This window comes from Aestuariivivens marinum, assembly GCF_022662175.1.
GTDB lineage: Bacteria > Bacteroidota > Bacteroidia > Flavobacteriales > Flavobacteriaceae > Aestuariivivens > Aestuariivivens marinum.
Genome location: NZ_JAKMCR010000001.1, coordinates 64,397 through 82,309, shown reverse-complemented (window position 1 = coordinate 82,309; position 17,913 = coordinate 64,397). Strand labels below are relative to the sequence as shown.

Genomic DNA, 17,913 nt, shown 5'->3' with positions numbered 1-17,913 from the left:
TTAGAACAATTTTTCTAAAAGGTCGTCATCTACTATGTTGGGTAATGTTACCTTTAAATCGGGAGTGCGTTGCATCTCCCGTTTAATAGCAAAAAGCGCTTCTTTATTTCTCGCCCAGCTGCGTCTTGCTATGCCATTGTTTACATCATAAAAGAGCATGCTTTTTAAACGATTTTCAGCTGCCTTTGTGCCATCTAAAAGCATTCCAAAACCACCATTGATAACTTCACCCCAACCAACACCACCGCCATTGTGAATGGATACCCATGTTGCACCCCTAAAGCTGTCGCCTATCACATTTTGTATGGCCATATCGGCTGTAAATTGACTACCGTCATAAATGTTTGAAGTTTCTCTGTACGGGGAGTCTGTGCCACTCACATCATGATGGTCCCTGCCCAATACTACAGGTCCTATTTCACCATTTGCAATAGCATTGTTAAAGGCTTCAGCAATTTTTGAACGCCCTTCAGCATCAGCATATAGAATTCTGGCTTGGGAACCCACAACCATCTTGTTTTGCTTTGCATTCTTTATCCAAGTGATGTTGTCCTGCATTTGCAGTTGGATTTCTTCAGGAGCCTGTTCCATAATCTCTTGAAGTACGTTCATTGCAATTTCATCGGTTTTATCTAAATCTTCCGACTTTCCTGAAGTACAAACCCAGCGGAATGGTCCAAAGCCATAATCGAAGCACATAGGTCCCAAGATGTCCTGAACATAAGAAGGGTATTTAAAATCAATATTGTTTTCAGCCATGACATCTGCGCCTGCACGTGAGGCCTCTAATAAAAATGCGTTGCCATAATCGAAAAAATATGTGCCTCTTGCAGCGTGTTTGTTAATGGCGGCAGCATGTCTTCTTAATGACGCCTGTACATTTTCCTTAAATTCTTGTGGTGCTTCACGTATTAATCGATTAGCCTCTTCAAAAGACACATCAACGGGGTAGTAACCCCCTGTCCAAGGAATATGTAATGAAGTCTGGTCGGACCCTACATGAATAAAAATGCCTTCTTCATAAAACCGTTCCCAAACATCAACCACATTCCCTATATATGCTATAGATACCACTTCATTGTTCGATTGTGCTTCTTTGGTTCTGCTAATCAAATCCTCCATAGAGTTTACTAAAACATCAACCCATCCCTGTTCAAATCGTTTAGTGGCTGCTTTTTCATTCACTTCAGCACAAATGGTTATACACCCTGCTATGTTACCGGCTTTGGGTTGTGCGCCACTCATACCTCCCAATCCAGCGGTTAAGAATATTTTTCCAGCAGGGTTTTCATCCTTTTGTAATATTTTTCTAAAGGCATTCATAACCGTAATGGTGGTGCCATGAACAATTCCTTGTGGGCCAATATACATAAATGATCCAGCAGTCATCTGTCCATATTGTGTAACTCCTAGGGCATTGAATTTTTCCCAATCATCAGGCTGGGAGTAGTTTGGAATCATCATGCCATTGGTTACCACGACTCTTGGCGCATTTTCAGAAGAGGGAAACAATCCCATGGGATGACCAGAATACATGTGTAAAGTCTGTTCGTTGGTCATTGTTGCCAAATACTGCATGGCTAACAAGTACTGCGCCCAATTTTGAAATACAGCACCATTACCGCCATAGGTGATTAACTCTTCGGGATGTTGGGCTACGGCTGGATCCAAATTATTTTGGATCATAAGCATAATGGACGCTGCTTGTTTAGATTTAGCTGGGTAAGCTTCAATATCTCGAGCATACATGTCGTAATCAGGTTTGAATCGGTACATGTATATGCGTCCAAAATCGTTGAGTTCTTGGGCAAACTCTTCGGCTAAAATAGAATGCCATGCTTCTGGAAAATAGCGCAGAGCATTACGTATAGCCAATTGTTTTTCGGCTTTACTAAGGATGTCTTTTCTTTTTGGAGCCCTGTTAGAGTTTTTTGGATAGGGCTTTTTCTCGGGCAAGGTGTTGGGGATACCCTGTAAAATAATTTCTTTAAAAGTCATTGCTTAAATTTTTGAAACGATAAGGGATTTGTTCTTAACAAGTGCTATCATAGCATCGATATCATGTTTTAATAGCCTATCTTCTTCTAGTTTATCCACTTTTTCACGAATAATGTCAAAGTTTGCTTCTAGTATGTCTGAAAATTTCAGAGGCCTTCTAAATTCCATAGCTTGTGTAGCGTACATAAGTTCTATGGCCAATATTTTTTCTAGGTTTTCCAATATCTGATTAAATTTTCGCCCCGAAATACTACCCATAGATACATGGTCTTCTTGGCCTAAAGAGGTTGGAATGCTATCGGCTGAAGGTGGAAAGCATAACGATTTGTTCTCGGTTACCAATGCGGCTGTAGTGTATTGGGGGATCATAAAGCCTGAATTTAAACCACCGCCAGTTGTTAATAACCTAGGTAAGCCAAACTTGCCCTCTATAAGCAGGTAGCTGCGCCTATCTGAAATATTTCCCAGTTCAGATGCAGCGATTGAGGTGTAATCCAATGCCATGGCTAAGGGTTGTCCGTGGAAATTTCCACCAGAAATAGCAACGGTATCACTTAAAACAATCGGGTTGTCTGTTACCGAGTTCATTTCTATTTCAGCCAGCTCCTTTAAGTGGTAATACGCATTTCTAGAGGCTCCATGTACTTGGGGGATACACCGCATCGAATATGGATCTTGTACTCGTTCGCAATTTTCGTGCGACATGATGTTTTCTGAATTTTCGAAAAGCATGCGCATGCGTTCGGCAACTTTTAAACTGCCTTTAAATGGACGAATATTATGCAAAGCTTCCTTAAAGGGTGATGCACTACCCTTATATCCTTCAATACTCATGGCTCCGGCCAAATCGGCTAAATCCAATAGATAATTCATTTTATTAAGCCCCATAATGGCGTGCGCTAAAATGAATTGGGTACCATTAATAAGTGCTAAGCCTTCTTTGGCTTGAAGTTGTATAGGATTTAAACGGTGTTCTTTAAGTATTTGTTTAGCAGATACAATACTGTTCTCTATCCAAAATTCGCCTTCACCAATAAGAGGTAAAAATAGATGCGATAGTGGAGCTAAGTCACCAGACGCCCCTACCGAACCTTGTTCAGGAACTACAGGAATTAAATCGTGCTCTATAAAATAAACAATGCGTTCTATGACCTCCAAACGAATACCAGAATAACCTTGACATAAAGCATGTACTTTACATATCATCATAAGTTTTGAAAGCTCCTTTTTTATAGGAGAACCAACACCTACTGCATGGGTAATTAATAGATTTTCTTGTAATTTACTGGTTTCCTCTGGGGTTATTTGAACGTCACATAGAGGTCCAAAGCCAGTATTGATTCCATAGACCGCTTTGTTAGAGCTTGCCATGGTTTCAACCATCTTTCTACAACCGTTAACTTTCTCAATGGCATGAGGTGTTATTGATGCCATCATATTACCACTACAAATGGCAATAGCTTTGTTTGTTGTAAGTGTGTCTATTCCGTATTTAAAGGCCATATGATAAAATAATTTGATTGTTACAAAGTTATTAGTATTTTTAATTCAAAATAATACTATTTTATTATTAATTAATAACTATGGGTAATCAATTAGAAATTCGACATTTAAAATATTTTTTGGCTGTAGCAGAAGAATTGCATTATAGAAAAGCGGCCGAACGACTATATATTTCGCAACCTGGATTGAGTAGGCAGATCAAGCAAATGGAAGAGGATTTGCAACTACAGTTGTTTTCTAGAAACAACAGAAAGGTGGAATTAACGAAGGCTGGAGCCTATCTCAAAACAGAAATAGTGAGGAACCTTAAAAACTTAGACAATATAATTGAACACGCTAAGCTTTTACATGATGGTGTTGAAGGAAATTTAAAGATGGGGTACGTAGGATCTGCAATGCAGAAAATTATACCAAACTTGCTATTAAAGCTCAAGGAAGTGTACCCTAATACTGTATTTTCACTTAACGAAATGAACAATCAAAAGCAAATAGATGCCCTGTTAGCAGAAGATATAGATGTTGGTTTCGTGCGATTGGATAGGGTACCTGAGCGTATTGCCATAAAACCTGTATTAATAGAAAATTTTTGTTTGGTTTTGCCCAAAGCACATCCTATTGAGGAGAATAACTTTAGCTCTATTAAACAATTAGAAAATGATTCGTTTATTTTATTCGATCCCAATTATAGCATAAGTTATTATGAAAAGGTCATGCGCATTTTTGATGATGCCGGATTTTCACCAACAGTTACGCATAATACAATACATGCAGGCTCAATCTATAAACTGGTAGAAAATAACTTTGGGGTGTCTATTGTGCCCCGTTCTTTACAGGTAGAACATATAAAAGGGGTAAAATTTATTGAATTAAAACAAGTGCCACATAAAACAACATTGTCTTTTGTGTGGAATAAGGATAATAGAAATCCTATTTTAAAACAGTTTCTTAAGAATATTATAAATAAGATGTAATCCCCTTGATTATTAATAAATTTTGCTACTTTTGGCTACCAATTAAAAAATATTGATAAAATGAAAGTTATAAAATTATTAAGTGTACTATTAATTGCATCTACAATAGTTTCTTGTGGTAAAAAAGCTTATACTAAAGCGGACTTGAAAACAGAATTAGATTCAGTAAGTTATGCCATTGGTATGGATGTGGGAAAAAATGTTCAAATGAGTTTTGATGAAATAAATAATGATTTGTTTATTGAAGGTTATTTAAACACATTAGACTCTGCAGATGTATTGATAGATGAGATAATGGCTAAAGGGATAGTTGAAAGTTTTTTTCAGAAGAATAGAGAGAAAATAATGAAGAAACGCCAGGAGGAAGCTGCAAAAAAAGCAGAAGAAAAATATGCTGAAGTAAAAAAGGCCAGTGAAAAGTTTTTGGAAGATAATGTGGCCAATAACCCAGATGTTTTAACTACTGATAGTGGTTTACAATATATTGTTATGAAAGAGGGAACAGGTAAGCAACCTACCGAGACTTCTAAAGTAAAGGTTCACTATCATGGAACTTTAATTGATGGAACAGTATTCGATAGCTCGGTTGAGAGAGATCAGCCAACTACCTTTGGTGTCAACCAAGTTATTAAAGGTTGGACTGAGGGACTTCAATTAATGAAAGAAGGTGCTAAATTTAAATTCTTTATTCCCCAAGAATTGGCTTATGGAGCTACACCAAGGGGTGGAAAAATCAAGCCATTTGATGCTTTGATTTTTGAAGTGGAACTATTGCAAGTATTAGATTAATTATTGATCTTATAAATAAGTGTAAAAGGCAGGAAGTTTAATTTCCTGCCTTTTGCATTTAAAAAGGTTGTAGTTTTGCATTTAGTAATAATTAAGTTAAGGGTTGCTGTTAATAATGTAAGCTATACATCTCCAATAACCATTAACTTTTAACGGAATAATTTAAAGCATGTCTCATAAAGCAGGTTTTGTAAATATTATTGGGAATCCAAATGTGGGTAAGTCAACCCTAATGAATGCTGTCGTAGGAGAGAAATTGTCAATCATTACTTCTAAAGCCCAGACTACCAGGCATCGCATTCTTGGAATTGTTAATGGAGATAATTTTCAAGTGGTATTTAGTGATACTCCAGGGATTATTAAGCCCGCTTATGAGTTGCAGGAATCTATGATGGACTTTGTGAAATCGGCTTTTGAAGATGCCGATATTCTAATCTATATGGTTGAAATAGGAGAGCAGCAGCTTAAAGATGAAGCGTTTTTTAATAAAATTAAGCATTCAAAGATTCCTGTTTTATTATTGCTAAATAAGATTGATAAATCCAATCAAGAGGAATTGGAGAGCCAAGTACAGCTTTGGGCTGTAAAAGTGCCTAATGCAGAAGTTATTCCAATATCTGCTTTAGAAGGGTTTCATATAAAAGAAGTGTTTGATAGGATTATTGAATTATTACCTGAATCACCTCCGTTTTATCCAAAGGATCAGTTGACAGATAAGCCTGAGCGTTTTTTTATAAATGAAACTATTCGTGAAAAAATTCTTTTACATTACAAAAAGGAAATACCTTATGCTGTAGAAGTTGAAACTGAGGAGTTTTTAGAAGAGGACAAGATTATTAGGGTGCGCTCTGTAATTATGGTAGAACGCGACACACAAAAAGGGATCATTATTGGACATAAAGGAAGTGCCCTAAAGCGTGTTGGAGTGGAGGCTAGAAAAGACTTAGAACAATTTTTTGGTAAGCAAATCCATTTAGAGATCTACGTTAAAGTCAATAAAAATTGGAGAAGTAATCAAAACCAACTAAAGCGATTTGGGTACAATCAATAACTTTTTAGATTAGTGATTTTTTGGTTTTAAAATGCTATTCATGAAGTTATGGAGTTCATGCATTTCATTCTTACTGGAATCCTTACCTATTCTACCTCCAAAATACAATACAAACCAAATAACCACCATTAGGAGCATTAGGCTTAATTGTATAGCATAACTAGTATTTAAAGCCCAATTGGTATATGCCCAAATGCCAAAAGCAATAAAAAAACCAGCTACCATAAAATGTAGAAACATAAACAGGGTCCAAACGGTTGGATTAGGACCAAATAAGCCATAAAGCAAACAGGAGTTTGTATTCACTTGATTAATTTCCAAATGCAATTGGGGAGACCAAAAATGTTGTTTGTGTTTTGGGAATTTTATAAAAACATGGTCGTCAATTCTATTAATTACAAAATAGGATTGCGTGGTTTTGGCTTGTTCAAAATCATTTAAAACGGATTCATTGTTGCGTGGAATTTCGAATTTAAACCGAGGTCTTAAAACAATGTCGTTAGGTATTTCCATGTTGTAAAATTTTCAAAGGTAAATTAGTGTTTTTTCTTTGATTTTAAACGTTACCTTTGCAAACAATTAAAAGCATATGAGTCGTATAGTTGCTATTGTAGGTAGGCCTAATGTAGGTAAGTCAACATTTTTTAATCGGTTAATTCAAAAACGAGAGGCTATAGTTGATGCAGTAAGTGGTGTTACTAGAGACCGTCATTATGGAAAAAGCGATTGGAACGGTAAGGAGTTTTCTTTAATCGATACCGGTGGCTATGTGGTAGGTAGTGACGATATTTTTGAAGCAGAAATCGATAAGCAGGTAGAATTGGCGATCGATGAAGCCGATGCCATTATTTTTATGGTAGATGTTGAAAGTGGTGTTACGGGAATGGATGAGGATGTTGCTAATTTACTTCGTAAAGTGGATAAACCCGTTTTTTTAGTAGTAAATAAGGTCGATAATGCCAAACGCGCTGAAGATGCTGTGGAGTTTTATGCCCTTGGCTTAGGAGAATATTATACCATTGCAAGTATTAATGGCAGTGGTACTGGAGAATTGTTGGATGCATTAGTTGAAGTGTTGCCCGAAAAAGAGGATGAAGAGGAAGAAGAACTGCCACGTTTTGCTGTGGTGGGACGCCCCAATGCAGGAAAGTCATCTTTTATCAACGCCTTGATAGGAGAGGATCGCTATATTGTAACAGATATAGCAGGAACCACAAGGGATGCCATTGATACAAAGTATAACCGTTTTGGATTTGAGTTCAATTTGGTAGATACCGCTGGAATTAGAAGAAAATCCAAAGTAAAGGAAGATCTGGAATTTTATTCGGTAATGCGCAGTATACGCGCTATTGAGCATTGTGATGTGTGCTTGTTGGTTTTAGATGCTACTCGTGGTTTCGATGGTCAGGTACAAAACATTTTTTGGTTAGCTGAGCGCAACCGAAAGGGCATTGTTATTTTAGTAAATAAATGGGATTTGGTCGAAAAAGACAATAAGTCGGTTAAGGATTATGAAAAAGTAATCCGAAAACAAATAGAACCATTTACAGATGTGCCTATCCTGTTTATTTCTGCATTGACTAAGCAACGTATTTATAAGGCAATAGAAACGGCAGTAGATGTTTATAAAAATCGTTCAAAAAAAATTAAAACAAGTAAACTTAATGAGGTGTTATTGCCCATAATTGAACATTATCCACCACCAGCATATAAAGGCAAGTTTGTAAAAATTAAATACATAATGCAATTGCCAACCCCACAACCACAGTTTGCTTTTTTCTGTAACCTGCCTCAGTATATTAAAGAGCCCTATAAGCGCTTTTTGGAAAATAAACTGCGTGAACACTTTGGGTTTAACGGAGTGCCTGTTAGTATTTATATGCGAAAAAAATAATAGATTTTTTATACTTTTATACATAAGTCAATTTGAAAATTGGCTATAATGCTTATAAAACGATTTTTTGAATCAAAAGTTCAAGAAGCAGCTTTTTTAAAACTGAATAAATTTTCCAATGATAATAATAATGGGAGTTAGCGGTTGTGGAAAAACGACCATTGGTCTGGCTTTGTCCAAGCAATTGGATTTACCCTATTATGATGCCGATGATTTCCACTCACAAGTGAATATTGAAAAAATGAAAAATGCCATACCACTTAACGATCAAGACAGGAAACCTTGGTTGGAAACTTTGGCAAAAAACATTAAAATATGGAACGAACAAGGTGGTGGGATATTGTCCTGTTCGGCATTAAAGGAATCTTATCGACAGATATTGTCTTTGGATAACAATATTACTTGGGTGTATTTAAAAGGGACATTTAAATTGATACAGTCCCGATTGGAACAGCGGGAAGGCCACTATATGACTTCAGCTTTGTTACACTCGCAATTTGAAGTGCTTGAGGAACCCAATTATGGGCTGCATATTAATATTGATGCAACACCAGAACTGCTTGTTTCAAAAATTATATCTAAATTGAAAGCCTATGGATAAAACTGAATTTGGGATTGTTGGACTAGGGGTTATGGGTAAAAGCCTAAGCTTGAATATGGCCGAAAAGGGATTTAAGATTTCAGTGTATAATCGCAGTGACGGTGATGAGGTTCAAGTAGTCTCAGATTTTATAAAAGAAAACCAAAAGGGTTATACTATTTTAGGTTTTACAGATCTTCAAGAATTTGTAATGTCCCTTAAACAACCTAGAAAAATCCTACTGATGGTTAAAGCTGGAGATGTTGTGGATAGGGTTATTGAACAATTAATCCCTTTGTTGTCTAAAGAAGATATTATTATCGATGGTGGTAACTCATACTTTAAGGATACCCAAAAGCGTTTCGAAGCACTAAAAGACGCACACATTCATTTTATAGGTTGTGGTATTTCAGGAGGTAAGGAAGGTGCTAGAAAAGGTCCATCTATTATGCCTGGTGGTAGTATGGGAAGCTACAAGAAAGTGGCCAATATTCTAGAATCCATTGCCGCAAAAGATAATGATGGTAAGCCGTGCTGTGTATATGTAGGTGATGATGGAGCAGGACACTTTATCAAGATGGTGCATAACGGAATAGAATATGCCGAAATGCAACTTTTAGCCGAACTGTATGCTTTAATGTCAAAGACTATGGACAATGAAGCTATAGCTAAAGTCTTTTTTAATTGGAGCCAAGGTGATCTATCGGGATATTTAATTGAAATTACTATAGATATTCTTAAGAAAAAGGAAGGTAAGTCCTATCTTTTAGATGTTATACTTGATAGTGCAGGTAATAAAGGTACTGGCAATTGGTCCAGTAAAGAGGCACTAGATTTAGGTATTCCAGCAAGTCTAATGGTGTCTGCCGTTTTTGCACGTTACTTGTCTTCTTTTAAACAGGAAAGAGTACAGTTGTCAGCTCAGCTTGGTTTGAAAAGAGGTATAACACAAAAATTAGATGTTGGAATTTTGGAAAGAGCCTATCGATTTGCCCGAATTATAAATCACCATCAAGGGTTTCAACTCATTGCAGAAGCGTCAGAAAATTATGGATGGCAGATAAACTTTCCGGAAATTGCCAGAATTTGGACTAATGGTTGCATAATTAAATCACAATTTATGGAAGATATTGCCACATATTTCAAAACTACTCCCAGTCTTTTGTCGAACCAGCATATTTTTGAAATATTAAAATCATCTGAAGCCTCTTGCTTAGATGCTCTGCAATATGCTCTTGCAAACCGTATACCGTTAGATGGGTTTTGGACAGCTTATAATTATTGGGTAGGTATGACCACGGCGCAATTGCCGGCCAACTTAATCCAGGCCCAACGCGATTATTTTGGTGCACATACCTATAAGCGCACAGATAAACCGTTAGGTTTGTCGTTTCATTCAAATTGGAAAACATCATGATGGATTTTACCCTTCTTTCAGCTGTATTAGTAGGTATAGCAGTTTTGCTTTTATTAATTTTACGGTTTAAGCTACAGGCTTTCATAGCTTTACTTATTGCCAGTATAGTTGTGGGTGTTATCGCTGGTATGCAACCCTACGCTATTATTAACACTATGCAGGAAGGCATGGCCAATACACTTGGGTTTGTAGCTGTGGTAGTAGGTCTGGGGGCTATGTTTGGAGCTGTTTTGGAGCATAGCGGAGGTGCAGAAGCTCTTGCAAACTACTTGCTAAAAAAATTTGGAGAAAAAAGAGCGTCTTCAGCTTTAATGCTGACGGGTTTTTTTGTGGCTATTCCTGTTTTTTTTGATGTGGCCTTTATTATTTTGGTACCTTTAATTTATTCGTTACAGCGCAAAACCAAGAAGTCTTTACTGCTCTATGGTATCCCGCTTTTAGCAGGGTTAGCGGTTACCCATGCTTTTATACCACCTACGCCTGGACCTGTAGCAGTAGCTGATATTTTAAAAGCCGATTTAGGTTGGGTTATTACTTTTGGAGCATTGGTAGGGTTTCCCGCTGCTATAGTTAGCGGGCCTGTTTTTGGAAAATATATTGCTAAAAAAATCCATGTAGAGGCACCTGCTTTGGATAGTGTTTTTTTGCCAAAAGAGAAATATCCAGCTGTAGGATTGATTTTATCCATTATAGGGATTCCCATTGTATTGATAGTCTTAAATACATTGTTGAATAGTCCATTAACTAATAATATCAATATTTCCCAAACCTTAAGGTTATGGATGAAAATGATTGGACATCCGTTTTCAGCATTAATTATTGCTAATTTGATAGCTTGGTATGTATTGGGTGTAGCCAGGGGCGTTAGCAATTCAGAGTTGTTAAAAATTACCACAAAGTCAATGGCCCCGGCCGGAATAATTATTTTGCTTACAGGTGCTGGTGGGGTGTTTAAGCAAATGCTAATTAATACCAAAGCAGGTGAAATGATGGCCAATTACTTTGCAGAACAAGGTGTAAGTATCTTTCTGTTTGCTTTTTTTGCGGCAGTTCTAGTTCGCATTTTGCAAGGTTCGTCTACCGTGGCCATGATTACTGCAGCAGGATTAACGGCACCATTATTAACAGTTGGTATAAGTGAGGTGGATAAGGCATTATTGGTTATTGCCATTGCTTCTGGGGCTTCTATATTATCCCATGTAAATGACAGTGGCTTTTGGTTGGTAAGTAAGTATTTGGGGATTAGTGAGCAGCAAACCTTTAGGAGTTGGACCCTAATGACCACAATCTTGTCCTTGGTTGGTTTTGGCACTGTTTGTGTGTTGTCTTTTTTGGTGTAGTGTATTTTTAATGAACATGTGTTATGTTAAATGATTTATAATATTTGGTTGTAGTTTTTTTTTATCTATAAATTCGCACGGTTATCAAATCAATGTCCTTTTCTGATACTAAAATCTTTAACGGCATAGTTTTTGCTCCAGAAATGAAGTTTCATCAATCAACCATTATTCTAAATGAAGCATGTTTTTTTACTTTTAATGTGCACGTGTACTTTTTTTGCTTTTGGCCAATCCAAATCATTTAAAATTTCAGGTAAAACCTTTTCAGAAACAGATAATCTACCCTTAGAGTCCGCTACAGTTTATTTAGAACGTGTAGAAGATAGTACTTTAATGACCTACACTATTTCAGATAAAAATGGGGATTTTATTTTAGAAGGAAAGACTTATGATAAAAAGCTGAATCTGCTAATATCCTACGTTGGTTATAAAATACTTAAGAGAGAAATTGTTTTAAATAAAGAAGAGATTACTTTAGGAAAACTAAATATGGCCATAGACAATAATGCTTTAGATGAAGTCATTATTAAATCTACGCCACCTATAAGGGTTAAAAAAGATACCTTGGAGTTTAATGTAAAATCCTTTAAAACAAAAAAAGATGCCAGTGTTGAGGATTTGTTGAAACAACTTCCTGGTGTAGAGGTTGATACAGATGGTAGGATAAAAGTGAATGGTAAAGAAGTTAATCAAATTTTAGTTAATGGAAAGCCGTTTTTTGGAAATGATCCTACCATTACAACCAAAAACTTAACCAAAGACATAATAGAAAAAGTTCAAATTACCGATACCAAATCTAAAGAAGATGCCTTTGTTGGTAAGGAAAGCGATGGCGAAAACAAAACCATTAACCTAACCATTAAAAAAGAGAATAATAAAGGTGTTTTTGGGCGTTTAGCAGCTGGAGGTGGTACCGATAAGCGCTACGAATTCGCAGGAATGTTTAATTATTTTAATAACGATAAGCGTATTAGTGTCTTGTCTGGTGGTAATAATATAAATTCTCCTGGTTTTAGTTTTGGCGAGATTAGAAAAATGTTTGGAGGTGGTAATAATATTGCCGTTTACGGTAATGGTAATTTTGTAGTTGATGGTCGCTCATTTGGTGGTGGGCAGGGGATTACCACCTCAAGAACTTCTGGGCTTAATTATGCCGATAAAATTGGTGAGGAAACTGATGTGTCTGGAAGTTATTTTTATTCGGGCAGTGAGTCTGAAAATGAATCGTCAACGCAACGGGAAAACATATTGCCAGATAGAAGGTATTTTACCGATTCTAACTCCAGTTCATCAAATTCAACCGATAGTCACAGGACAAATACCGAGTTTGAGTTTAAAATAGATTCTACCTTATATATCAATGTTCGTCCATCGTTCAACTTCTCTAAAAGTAAAAATATACTATCAAGTGATGAAGCGTCTAGAGATATGGATCAAGTTTTAATAAATGAATCCAAAAGGTCTTCTTACGTTGAGAATACAGCAAAAAACTTCAGCAACGATTTTAGTATAACAAAGCGTTTTGGGAATAAAGGCTCGTTTTTAAGGCTCTTTTTTAATAACCAGAACAACATGACCGAAACGGATGATTTTTTAGATTCTGAAGCTAATATTTATGGAACAACACCAAACAATATTATAAGAAAACAATTTACAGATGGCGAAAACCAATCTAGCGATGTGTCTACTGGAATTACTTACAGGCAGCCCATTATGGGCAAAGAGCTGTCGTTGGATTTTAACTATCGATATAACCGGAATAAGCAGAAAAATATACGAAACACTTTTGATTTTGATGATACCGAACAGGACTACAATGCCTTTAACAAAGATTTGAGCACCAACTTTAAGTATATTGATGATAATAGTATATATGGCATTGAGTTATCTTATAGAAAAGACAAGCTATTTGCTAATTTTGAGGCTGATTATGTGGATAGAACATTAGAAAATCAGGATTTTTTAAGGCCGGAATTAAATATAAAGAGAGGCTTTAATAACGTGCAGCTATCTTCAAGAATTAGATATCGATTTAGCCCCAAGGCTTCTTTTGGAATAGGTTACAGAATGCGGAATACCGTACCAAGTTTATCACAGTTACAGTCCTTTGAAGATGTGTCGGATCCCTTGAATACCGTAGTTGGTAACCCTAATTTAAAAGTAGGAAACAGCCATAATATCAATGTCAATTTTAATGCTTTTGATTTTACCAAAGGAACAGGTTTTTACGGTTTTTTAAGAAGTGATTTTAGGAACAACCAAGTGGTTAGAAAATCTACCATTGATGACAACTTAATAAGAAAAACAACTTACGAGAATGTTAATGGAAACTACAACCTAAACGGATATATTACATACAGCAAAAAAGTAAAGATAGACAGTTTAAAAACTGTAAGTTTTAATATAGGATTTGGTCCAGGCTTAAACAGGTCTGTCAATTTTAATAATGATGTAAAATATGCTTCCATCAGAAAATCCATTACCCCATCGGTAATGGTAACGTTTTCATGGAAAGACGTTTTAGAGTTTTACCCAAGATACAGAATGGCTTTTACAAGAAACACCTTTAGTATCAATAATTTTGAAAAACAAGAGTTTACAAGCCACACACTTGATTTGAATTTGGCTACTTTTTTACCTAAGCATTTCGAGTGGCAAAATAATATAAGTTTTAACTATAACCCCAATATAGCAGATGGTTTTCAAAAAAGTGCCTGGTTTTGGAATGCGACTTTAGGTTATAGCTTCTTGAAAGACAAAGCAATGTTAACCTTAAAGGCTTATGATATACTTAATCAAAACACCAATGCTAGTAGAATTGCTACCGAAAACTATATACAGGATTCACAAAGTACGGTATTGCAACAGTATTTCATGCTTAGCTTTAGTTGGAAGTTTAATAGTTTGGGCAGTAAAGGCGAGGTGCGTGAAAGAGGTTTTCATAGGTTTTAAATATAAGGCTTTAAGGAGCATTTATTGAGTGTTTTACCAACTACCACCAGCACCACCTCCTGAGAAGCCGCCACCACCGAAACCTCCGCCAAAGCCACCACCTCCAGACCAACCGCCACTGGAACCTCCCCAACCACTACTTCCTTTACTGGAAGAGCGTCCCATGTTACTGAGTATTATCATATCCCAGATATCTAAACCGTTAGACTTTCCTCCACGGTTCCCACCTTTTCCACCACTGTGTCTGTTTTTTGAAATGGATATAAGGATGATGATAAAAATAATAATTAACATCATGATAAAGCCAATAGGCAATCCATCGTTATTTTCACTTTGTTTTCTTGTGCCTTTGTATTCGCCATTGAGTAATTGAAAAATGGCATCAGCACCTTTGTTAAGGCCATTATAATAATCACCTTTTTTAAATTCGGGAATAATCACCTTTCTAATTACTTCTCCCGTTATACCTGCCGTAAGTTTATGCTCTACACCATAACCTGGAGCGATCCAAATTTTGCTATCGTCTTTTGCCAATAATATGAATATACCATTATCTTCTTTGGCCTGTCCCACACCCCATGTATGTCCCCAACGAGGTGCTAACAAACCAATATTCTCGCCTTTTGTTGTAGAAATGATAGCAACAACAATTTGTGTAGAAGTAGTATCAGAATATTTAATTAATTTGTTTTCCAGGTTATTTCTTTCTGAGGCTGATAATAAGTCAACATAGTCATAAACACTGGTTTGAAAATCTGGTTTTTCTGGAATCTCAAATTGAGCAAAAGCACTTTTAAATGAAGATAGGCCAAAAATAAAAGCAATGACTAAAACTTTAGCGCTTGTCTTAAAATATTTAATAGTGTTTATCTTTAAATGCCCCATTTAAGTATTAGCCTTTTGAAATGTCGTTAGGTAATTCATTGGTGTCATCATGGTGCCAAGGAAAGTGTTTCTCTAGCTCTTGTCCAGCTTTTAAAATGCCCTCAACCAAGCCTTGTTTAAAATGCCCTTGTTTAAAATGGGCTTGTATTATGTCTTTGGTGCTATCCCAAAAATTATTGGGTACCACATCGTTTATGCCTTTGTCACCGCAGATTACAAAGGTTTTGTCTTCTATGGCAACGTATATAAGTACACCGTTTTGATCTTTGGTATTGTCCATTTTTAAATAATGAAATACTTCTAGGGCACGATTAAAGGTGTTGCCTTTGGCTTTTTTTTCAATATGTACACGTATTTCACCCGATGTGTTTTTTTCGGCTATTCTAATGGATTCTATGATTTCCTGTTCTTCTTTTTCAGAAAGAAAATCTTTTATTTTGGACATGATTTTTATTTAAAGTCGAATTCTATATCTACAGGTTTATCAGCTCCAGCTTCAGAATCAAAATATGGTTTTTCATCAAAGTTTAAAATTCCTGCCAATATTGTGTTTGGAAATGTATTAACATGAACATTATAGGGTTTTATAGCTTCATTGTAACGTGTTCTGGCTGTTTGGATTGTGTTTTCGGTACTGGTGAGTTCGTCTTGCAGTTTTAAAAAATTCTGATTGGTTTTTAAATCAGGATAACGTTCAACGGTAACTAAAAGGCTTTTTAAAGCGCCGCTCAAACCACCTTGAACTTGGTTGTATTGTGCCAATTGTTCTGGGGTTATATTGTTGGGGTCAATACTAATGGAAGTCGCTTTGGCACGGGCTTCAATAACTTCGGTTAACGTTTTGCGTTCAAAATCGGCAGCACCTTGCACGGTTTTTACTAAATTACCTATAAGGTCATTTCTGCGCTGGTAGGCCGTTTGCACATTGCCCCATGATTCCTTAACGTTTTCGTTAAGTTCTATCGCTTTGTTGTTAAAATTATAAGCAAAAATTGCACTTACTATTCCAATAACAATAATTCCAATTACTATAAGCGCACCACATCCTAATCCAGCAATGACTCCTTTTTTCATAAATAATTATTTTTTTAATGTTTTTAATATTCCAATAATAAGTTGTCAATAAACTTAAAACGTTACAAATGCTCCTTAATTTTTATCAGTTGGTTTTTAATGCCTTCCAGTTTACTAATAATTTCAAAGTTGTTAAGCGTTTCCTTTTTTTCTTCCTTTAAATGTATTTTTGCGCCTTCCAAAGTAAACCCTCGCTCTTTTACCAAATAAAAAATAAACTTTAGATTCTTTATGTCCTCAGGAGTAAACTTGCGATTGCCCTTGGCATTTTTTTTTGGCTTTAGTACATCAAATTCTTTTTCCCAAAATCGAATTAAAGAGGTGTTCACCCCAAAAGCTTTGGCTACTTCCCCAATACTGTAATAGCGTCTTTCAGGTAAATCTATATACATTAGTCAAGAGATTGGTTTTCTAATGATGCGTTTTCTAACAATTCTGCATATTCCTCAGCGGTTAAACTGCCGTAGTAAAAGTTAATAGGGTTAATACGTTTTCCGTCTTTAAATATTTCATAATGTAAATGAGGTGCTTGCGAACGTCCCGTACTGCCTACAAATCCAATAAGGTCTCCACGTTTCACTTTTTGGTTTCGTTTAACATTATATTTATACAAATGTGCATATAAGCTGGTGTAACCATAACCATGGTCTATGCGAATGTGTTTTCCATATCCAGTAGCTCTAGCATCGGCTCTAACCACTATGCCATCGCCGGTAGCATAAATAGGCGTTCCACGTGGCGCTGTAAAGTCCATGCCCCAATGCATTTTTCTGGCTTTTGTGAAAGGGTCAGAACGCATACCGTACCCTGAAGCCATACGAGTTAGATTTTTATTGTTTACAGGTTGTATGGCAGGAATAGCTGCCAATAATTTTTCTTTTTCTTCAGCCAATTTTGCAATCTCATCCAATGATTTGGATTGGACAACTATTTGTTTTTGAAGGATATCCAGTCGCTTACTGCTTTCTATAATAAGTTTCGAATTATCGTAGCCTTCCAATTGTTTGTATCGGTTAATACCACCAAAACCAGCTTTTCGTTGTTCTTCTGGAATAGGGTTAGCTTCAAAATATACTCGGTAAATATTATTATCCCGGTCTTCAATATTGGCTAAAACGGCTTCGGCATGTTCCATTTTTTTGTTCAGAATACCATATTGTAGCTGCATATTCTGTAACTCTCTTTTTAAGGCTCTTTCTTTAGGCGATTCTACATACTGGCTAGCAAGGAAGACAAAGATAAATCCAAAAATAGCCGAAGCCAAAATAAACATGGTGGCGTATTTAAAAGTAGTTCTTTTTTTACGTTCAATTTTTCTGTATGAAAGTGATTCTGGATCGTAGTAATATTTTACCTTACTCATTACCTAAATTATAGTACTTTTGCATTCAATTAAAACAATTTTTATCTTAGTTTTTTAAGCAAACGATAAACCTAATAAAAAATTATCACCATTAAT

The 17,913-nt window shown here is 36.1% G+C and carries 16 protein-coding genes; 8 read left to right on the top strand and 8 right to left on the bottom strand.

The genetic code is table 11. The annotated features are described in order from the left end of the window. Positions 1 to 1,998 (bottom strand): urocanate hydratase, encoded by a 1,998-nt coding sequence (locus MR053_RS00380; RefSeq protein ID WP_223548685.1) that lies wholly within the window; start codon positions 1,996 to 1,998, stop codon positions 1 to 3. 3 nt (positions 1,999 to 2,001) lie between these two features. Further along, positions 2,002 to 3,501, bottom strand: a complete 1,500-nt coding sequence (hutH, locus tag MR053_RS00375) for a histidine ammonia-lyase (protein ID WP_242130561.1) — start codon at positions 3,499 to 3,501, stop codon at positions 2,002 to 2,004. 80 nt (positions 3,502 to 3,581) lie between these two features. Between hutH and MR053_RS00370 the strand changes: the two genes are divergently transcribed. The 3 genes from MR053_RS00370 to era all read left to right on the top strand — a co-directional run bounded on the left by MR053_RS00370 (position 3,582) and on the right by era (position 6,312). Then, positions 3,582 to 4,472 (top strand): LysR family transcriptional regulator, encoded by an 891-nt coding sequence (locus MR053_RS00370; RefSeq protein ID WP_223548682.1) that lies wholly within the window; start codon positions 3,582 to 3,584, stop codon positions 4,470 to 4,472. A 60-nt stretch (positions 4,473 to 4,532) separates the two neighbouring features. Continuing rightward, positions 4,533 to 5,261 (top strand): FKBP-type peptidyl-prolyl cis-trans isomerase, encoded by a 729-nt coding sequence (locus MR053_RS00365; protein WP_223548680.1) that lies wholly within the window; start codon positions 4,533 to 4,535, stop codon positions 5,259 to 5,261. A gap of 169 nt (positions 5,262 to 5,430) precedes the next feature. Further along, a complete protein-coding gene (gene era, locus MR053_RS00360) occupies positions 5,431 to 6,312 on the top strand; it encodes a GTPase Era (RefSeq protein WP_242130560.1) in 882 nt (293 codons plus the stop codon). Between the two features lie 9 nt (positions 6,313 to 6,321). Here era and MR053_RS00355 read toward each other — a convergent pair whose 3' ends face one another. Next, positions 6,322 to 6,825, bottom strand: a complete 504-nt coding sequence (locus MR053_RS00355) for a GTP-binding protein (protein ID WP_242130559.1) — start codon at positions 6,823 to 6,825, stop codon at positions 6,322 to 6,324. Positions 6,826 to 6,901: 76 nt separating this feature from the next. On the opposite strand from MR053_RS00355, the gene der reads away from it, so the two are divergent. The 5 genes from der (at position 6,902) to MR053_RS00330 (ending at position 14,495) form a co-directional block, all read left to right on the top strand. Then, complete coding sequence (gene der, locus MR053_RS00350) at positions 6,902 to 8,206, top strand: ribosome biogenesis GTPase Der (RefSeq protein ID WP_242130558.1); 1,305 nt, start codon at positions 6,902 to 6,904, stop codon at positions 8,204 to 8,206. A gap of 118 nt (positions 8,207 to 8,324) precedes the next feature. Next, on the top strand, positions 8,325 to 8,807 hold the full coding sequence (locus tag MR053_RS00345; RefSeq protein ID WP_242130557.1) for a gluconokinase: 483 nt from the start codon (positions 8,325 to 8,327) through the stop codon (positions 8,805 to 8,807). Beyond that, positions 8,800 to 10,203: a decarboxylating NADP(+)-dependent phosphogluconate dehydrogenase gene (gnd, locus tag MR053_RS00340; RefSeq protein ID WP_242130556.1), complete on the top strand. Its 1,404-nt coding sequence runs from the start codon at positions 8,800 to 8,802 to the stop codon at positions 10,201 to 10,203. Before MR053_RS00345 ends, gnd begins: the two co-directional genes overlap by 8 nt. Beyond that, positions 10,200 to 11,543 carry a GntP family permease gene (locus tag MR053_RS00335; protein WP_242130555.1) on the top strand — a complete coding sequence of 448 codons (1,344 nt, stop codon included), beginning with the start codon at positions 10,200 to 10,202 and terminating at the stop codon, positions 11,541 to 11,543. The genes gnd and MR053_RS00335 overlap by 4 nt, the downstream gene beginning before the upstream one ends. A 174-nt stretch (positions 11,544 to 11,717) precedes the next feature. Next, positions 11,718 to 14,495, top strand: a complete 2,778-nt coding sequence (locus MR053_RS00330) for an outer membrane beta-barrel protein (protein WP_242130554.1) — start codon at positions 11,718 to 11,720, stop codon at positions 14,493 to 14,495. Between the two features lie 33 nt (positions 14,496 to 14,528). Here the strand turns inward: MR053_RS00330 and MR053_RS00325 are convergent, their stop codons facing one another. The 5 genes from MR053_RS00325 to MR053_RS00305 all read right to left on the bottom strand — a co-directional run bounded on the left by MR053_RS00325 (position 14,529) and on the right by MR053_RS00305 (position 17,817). After that, on the bottom strand, positions 14,529 to 15,380 hold the full coding sequence (locus MR053_RS00325; RefSeq protein WP_242130553.1) for a TPM domain-containing protein: 852 nt from the start codon (positions 15,378 to 15,380) through the stop codon (positions 14,529 to 14,531). Positions 15,381 to 15,387: 7 nt separating this feature from the next. Further along, positions 15,388 to 15,825, bottom strand: a complete 438-nt coding sequence (locus tag MR053_RS00320; protein ID WP_242130552.1) for a TPM domain-containing protein — start codon at positions 15,823 to 15,825, stop codon at positions 15,388 to 15,390. Positions 15,826 to 15,830: 5 nt separating this feature from the next. Further along, on the bottom strand, positions 15,831 to 16,454 hold the full coding sequence (locus MR053_RS00315) for a LemA family protein (protein WP_242130551.1): 624 nt from the start codon (positions 16,452 to 16,454) through the stop codon (positions 15,831 to 15,833). Positions 16,455 to 16,516: 62 nt separating this feature from the next. Next, positions 16,517 to 16,846: a MerR family transcriptional regulator gene (locus MR053_RS00310; RefSeq protein ID WP_242130550.1), complete on the bottom strand. Its 330-nt coding sequence runs from the start codon at positions 16,844 to 16,846 to the stop codon at positions 16,517 to 16,519. Next, the gene (locus MR053_RS00305) at positions 16,846 to 17,817 is read right to left on the bottom strand and encodes a M23 family metallopeptidase (protein ID WP_242130549.1); all 972 of its coding nucleotides are present in this window, start codon (positions 17,815 to 17,817) and stop codon (positions 16,846 to 16,848) included. The genes MR053_RS00310 and MR053_RS00305 overlap by 1 nt, the downstream gene beginning before the upstream one ends. Between the last annotated feature and the right edge of the window lie 96 nt (positions 17,818 to 17,913).

Coding starts and splice junctions, on each gene's coding strand:
- MR053_RS00325 (WP_242130553.1), bottom strand. CDS start 15,380: ATGGGGCATTTAAAGATAAACACTATTAAATATTTTAAGACAAGCGCT.
- hutH (WP_242130561.1), bottom strand. CDS start 3,501: ATGGCCTTTAAATACGGAATAGACACACTTACAACAAACAAAGCTATT.
- era (WP_242130560.1), top strand. CDS start 5,431: ATGTCTCATAAAGCAGGTTTTGTAAATATTATTGGGAATCCAAATGTG.
- MR053_RS00305 (WP_242130549.1), bottom strand. CDS start 17,817: ATGAGTAAGGTAAAATATTACTACGATCCAGAATCACTTTCATACAGA.
- MR053_RS00380 (WP_223548685.1), bottom strand. CDS start 1,998: ATGACTTTTAAAGAAATTATTTTACAGGGTATCCCCAACACCTTGCCC.
- MR053_RS00310 (WP_242130550.1), bottom strand. CDS start 16,846: ATGTATATAGATTTACCTGAAAGACGCTATTACAGTATTGGGGAAGTA.
- MR053_RS00335 (WP_242130555.1), top strand. CDS start 10,200: ATGATGGATTTTACCCTTCTTTCAGCTGTATTAGTAGGTATAGCAGTT.
- der (WP_242130558.1), top strand. CDS start 6,902: ATGAGTCGTATAGTTGCTATTGTAGGTAGGCCTAATGTAGGTAAGTCA.
- MR053_RS00330 (WP_242130554.1), top strand. CDS start 11,718: ATGAAGCATGTTTTTTTACTTTTAATGTGCACGTGTACTTTTTTTGCT.
- MR053_RS00315 (WP_242130551.1), bottom strand. CDS start 16,454: ATGAAAAAAGGAGTCATTGCTGGATTAGGATGTGGTGCGCTTATAGTA.
- MR053_RS00370 (WP_223548682.1), top strand. CDS start 3,582: ATGGGTAATCAATTAGAAATTCGACATTTAAAATATTTTTTGGCTGTA.
- MR053_RS00355 (WP_242130559.1), bottom strand. CDS start 6,825: ATGGAAATACCTAACGACATTGTTTTAAGACCTCGGTTTAAATTCGAA.
- gnd (WP_242130556.1), top strand. CDS start 8,800: ATGGATAAAACTGAATTTGGGATTGTTGGACTAGGGGTTATGGGTAAA.
- MR053_RS00345 (WP_242130557.1), top strand. CDS start 8,325: ATGATAATAATAATGGGAGTTAGCGGTTGTGGAAAAACGACCATTGGT.
- MR053_RS00320 (WP_242130552.1), bottom strand. CDS start 15,825: ATGTCCAAAATAAAAGATTTTCTTTCTGAAAAAGAAGAACAGGAAATC.
- MR053_RS00365 (WP_223548680.1), top strand. CDS start 4,533: ATGAAAGTTATAAAATTATTAAGTGTACTATTAATTGCATCTACAATA.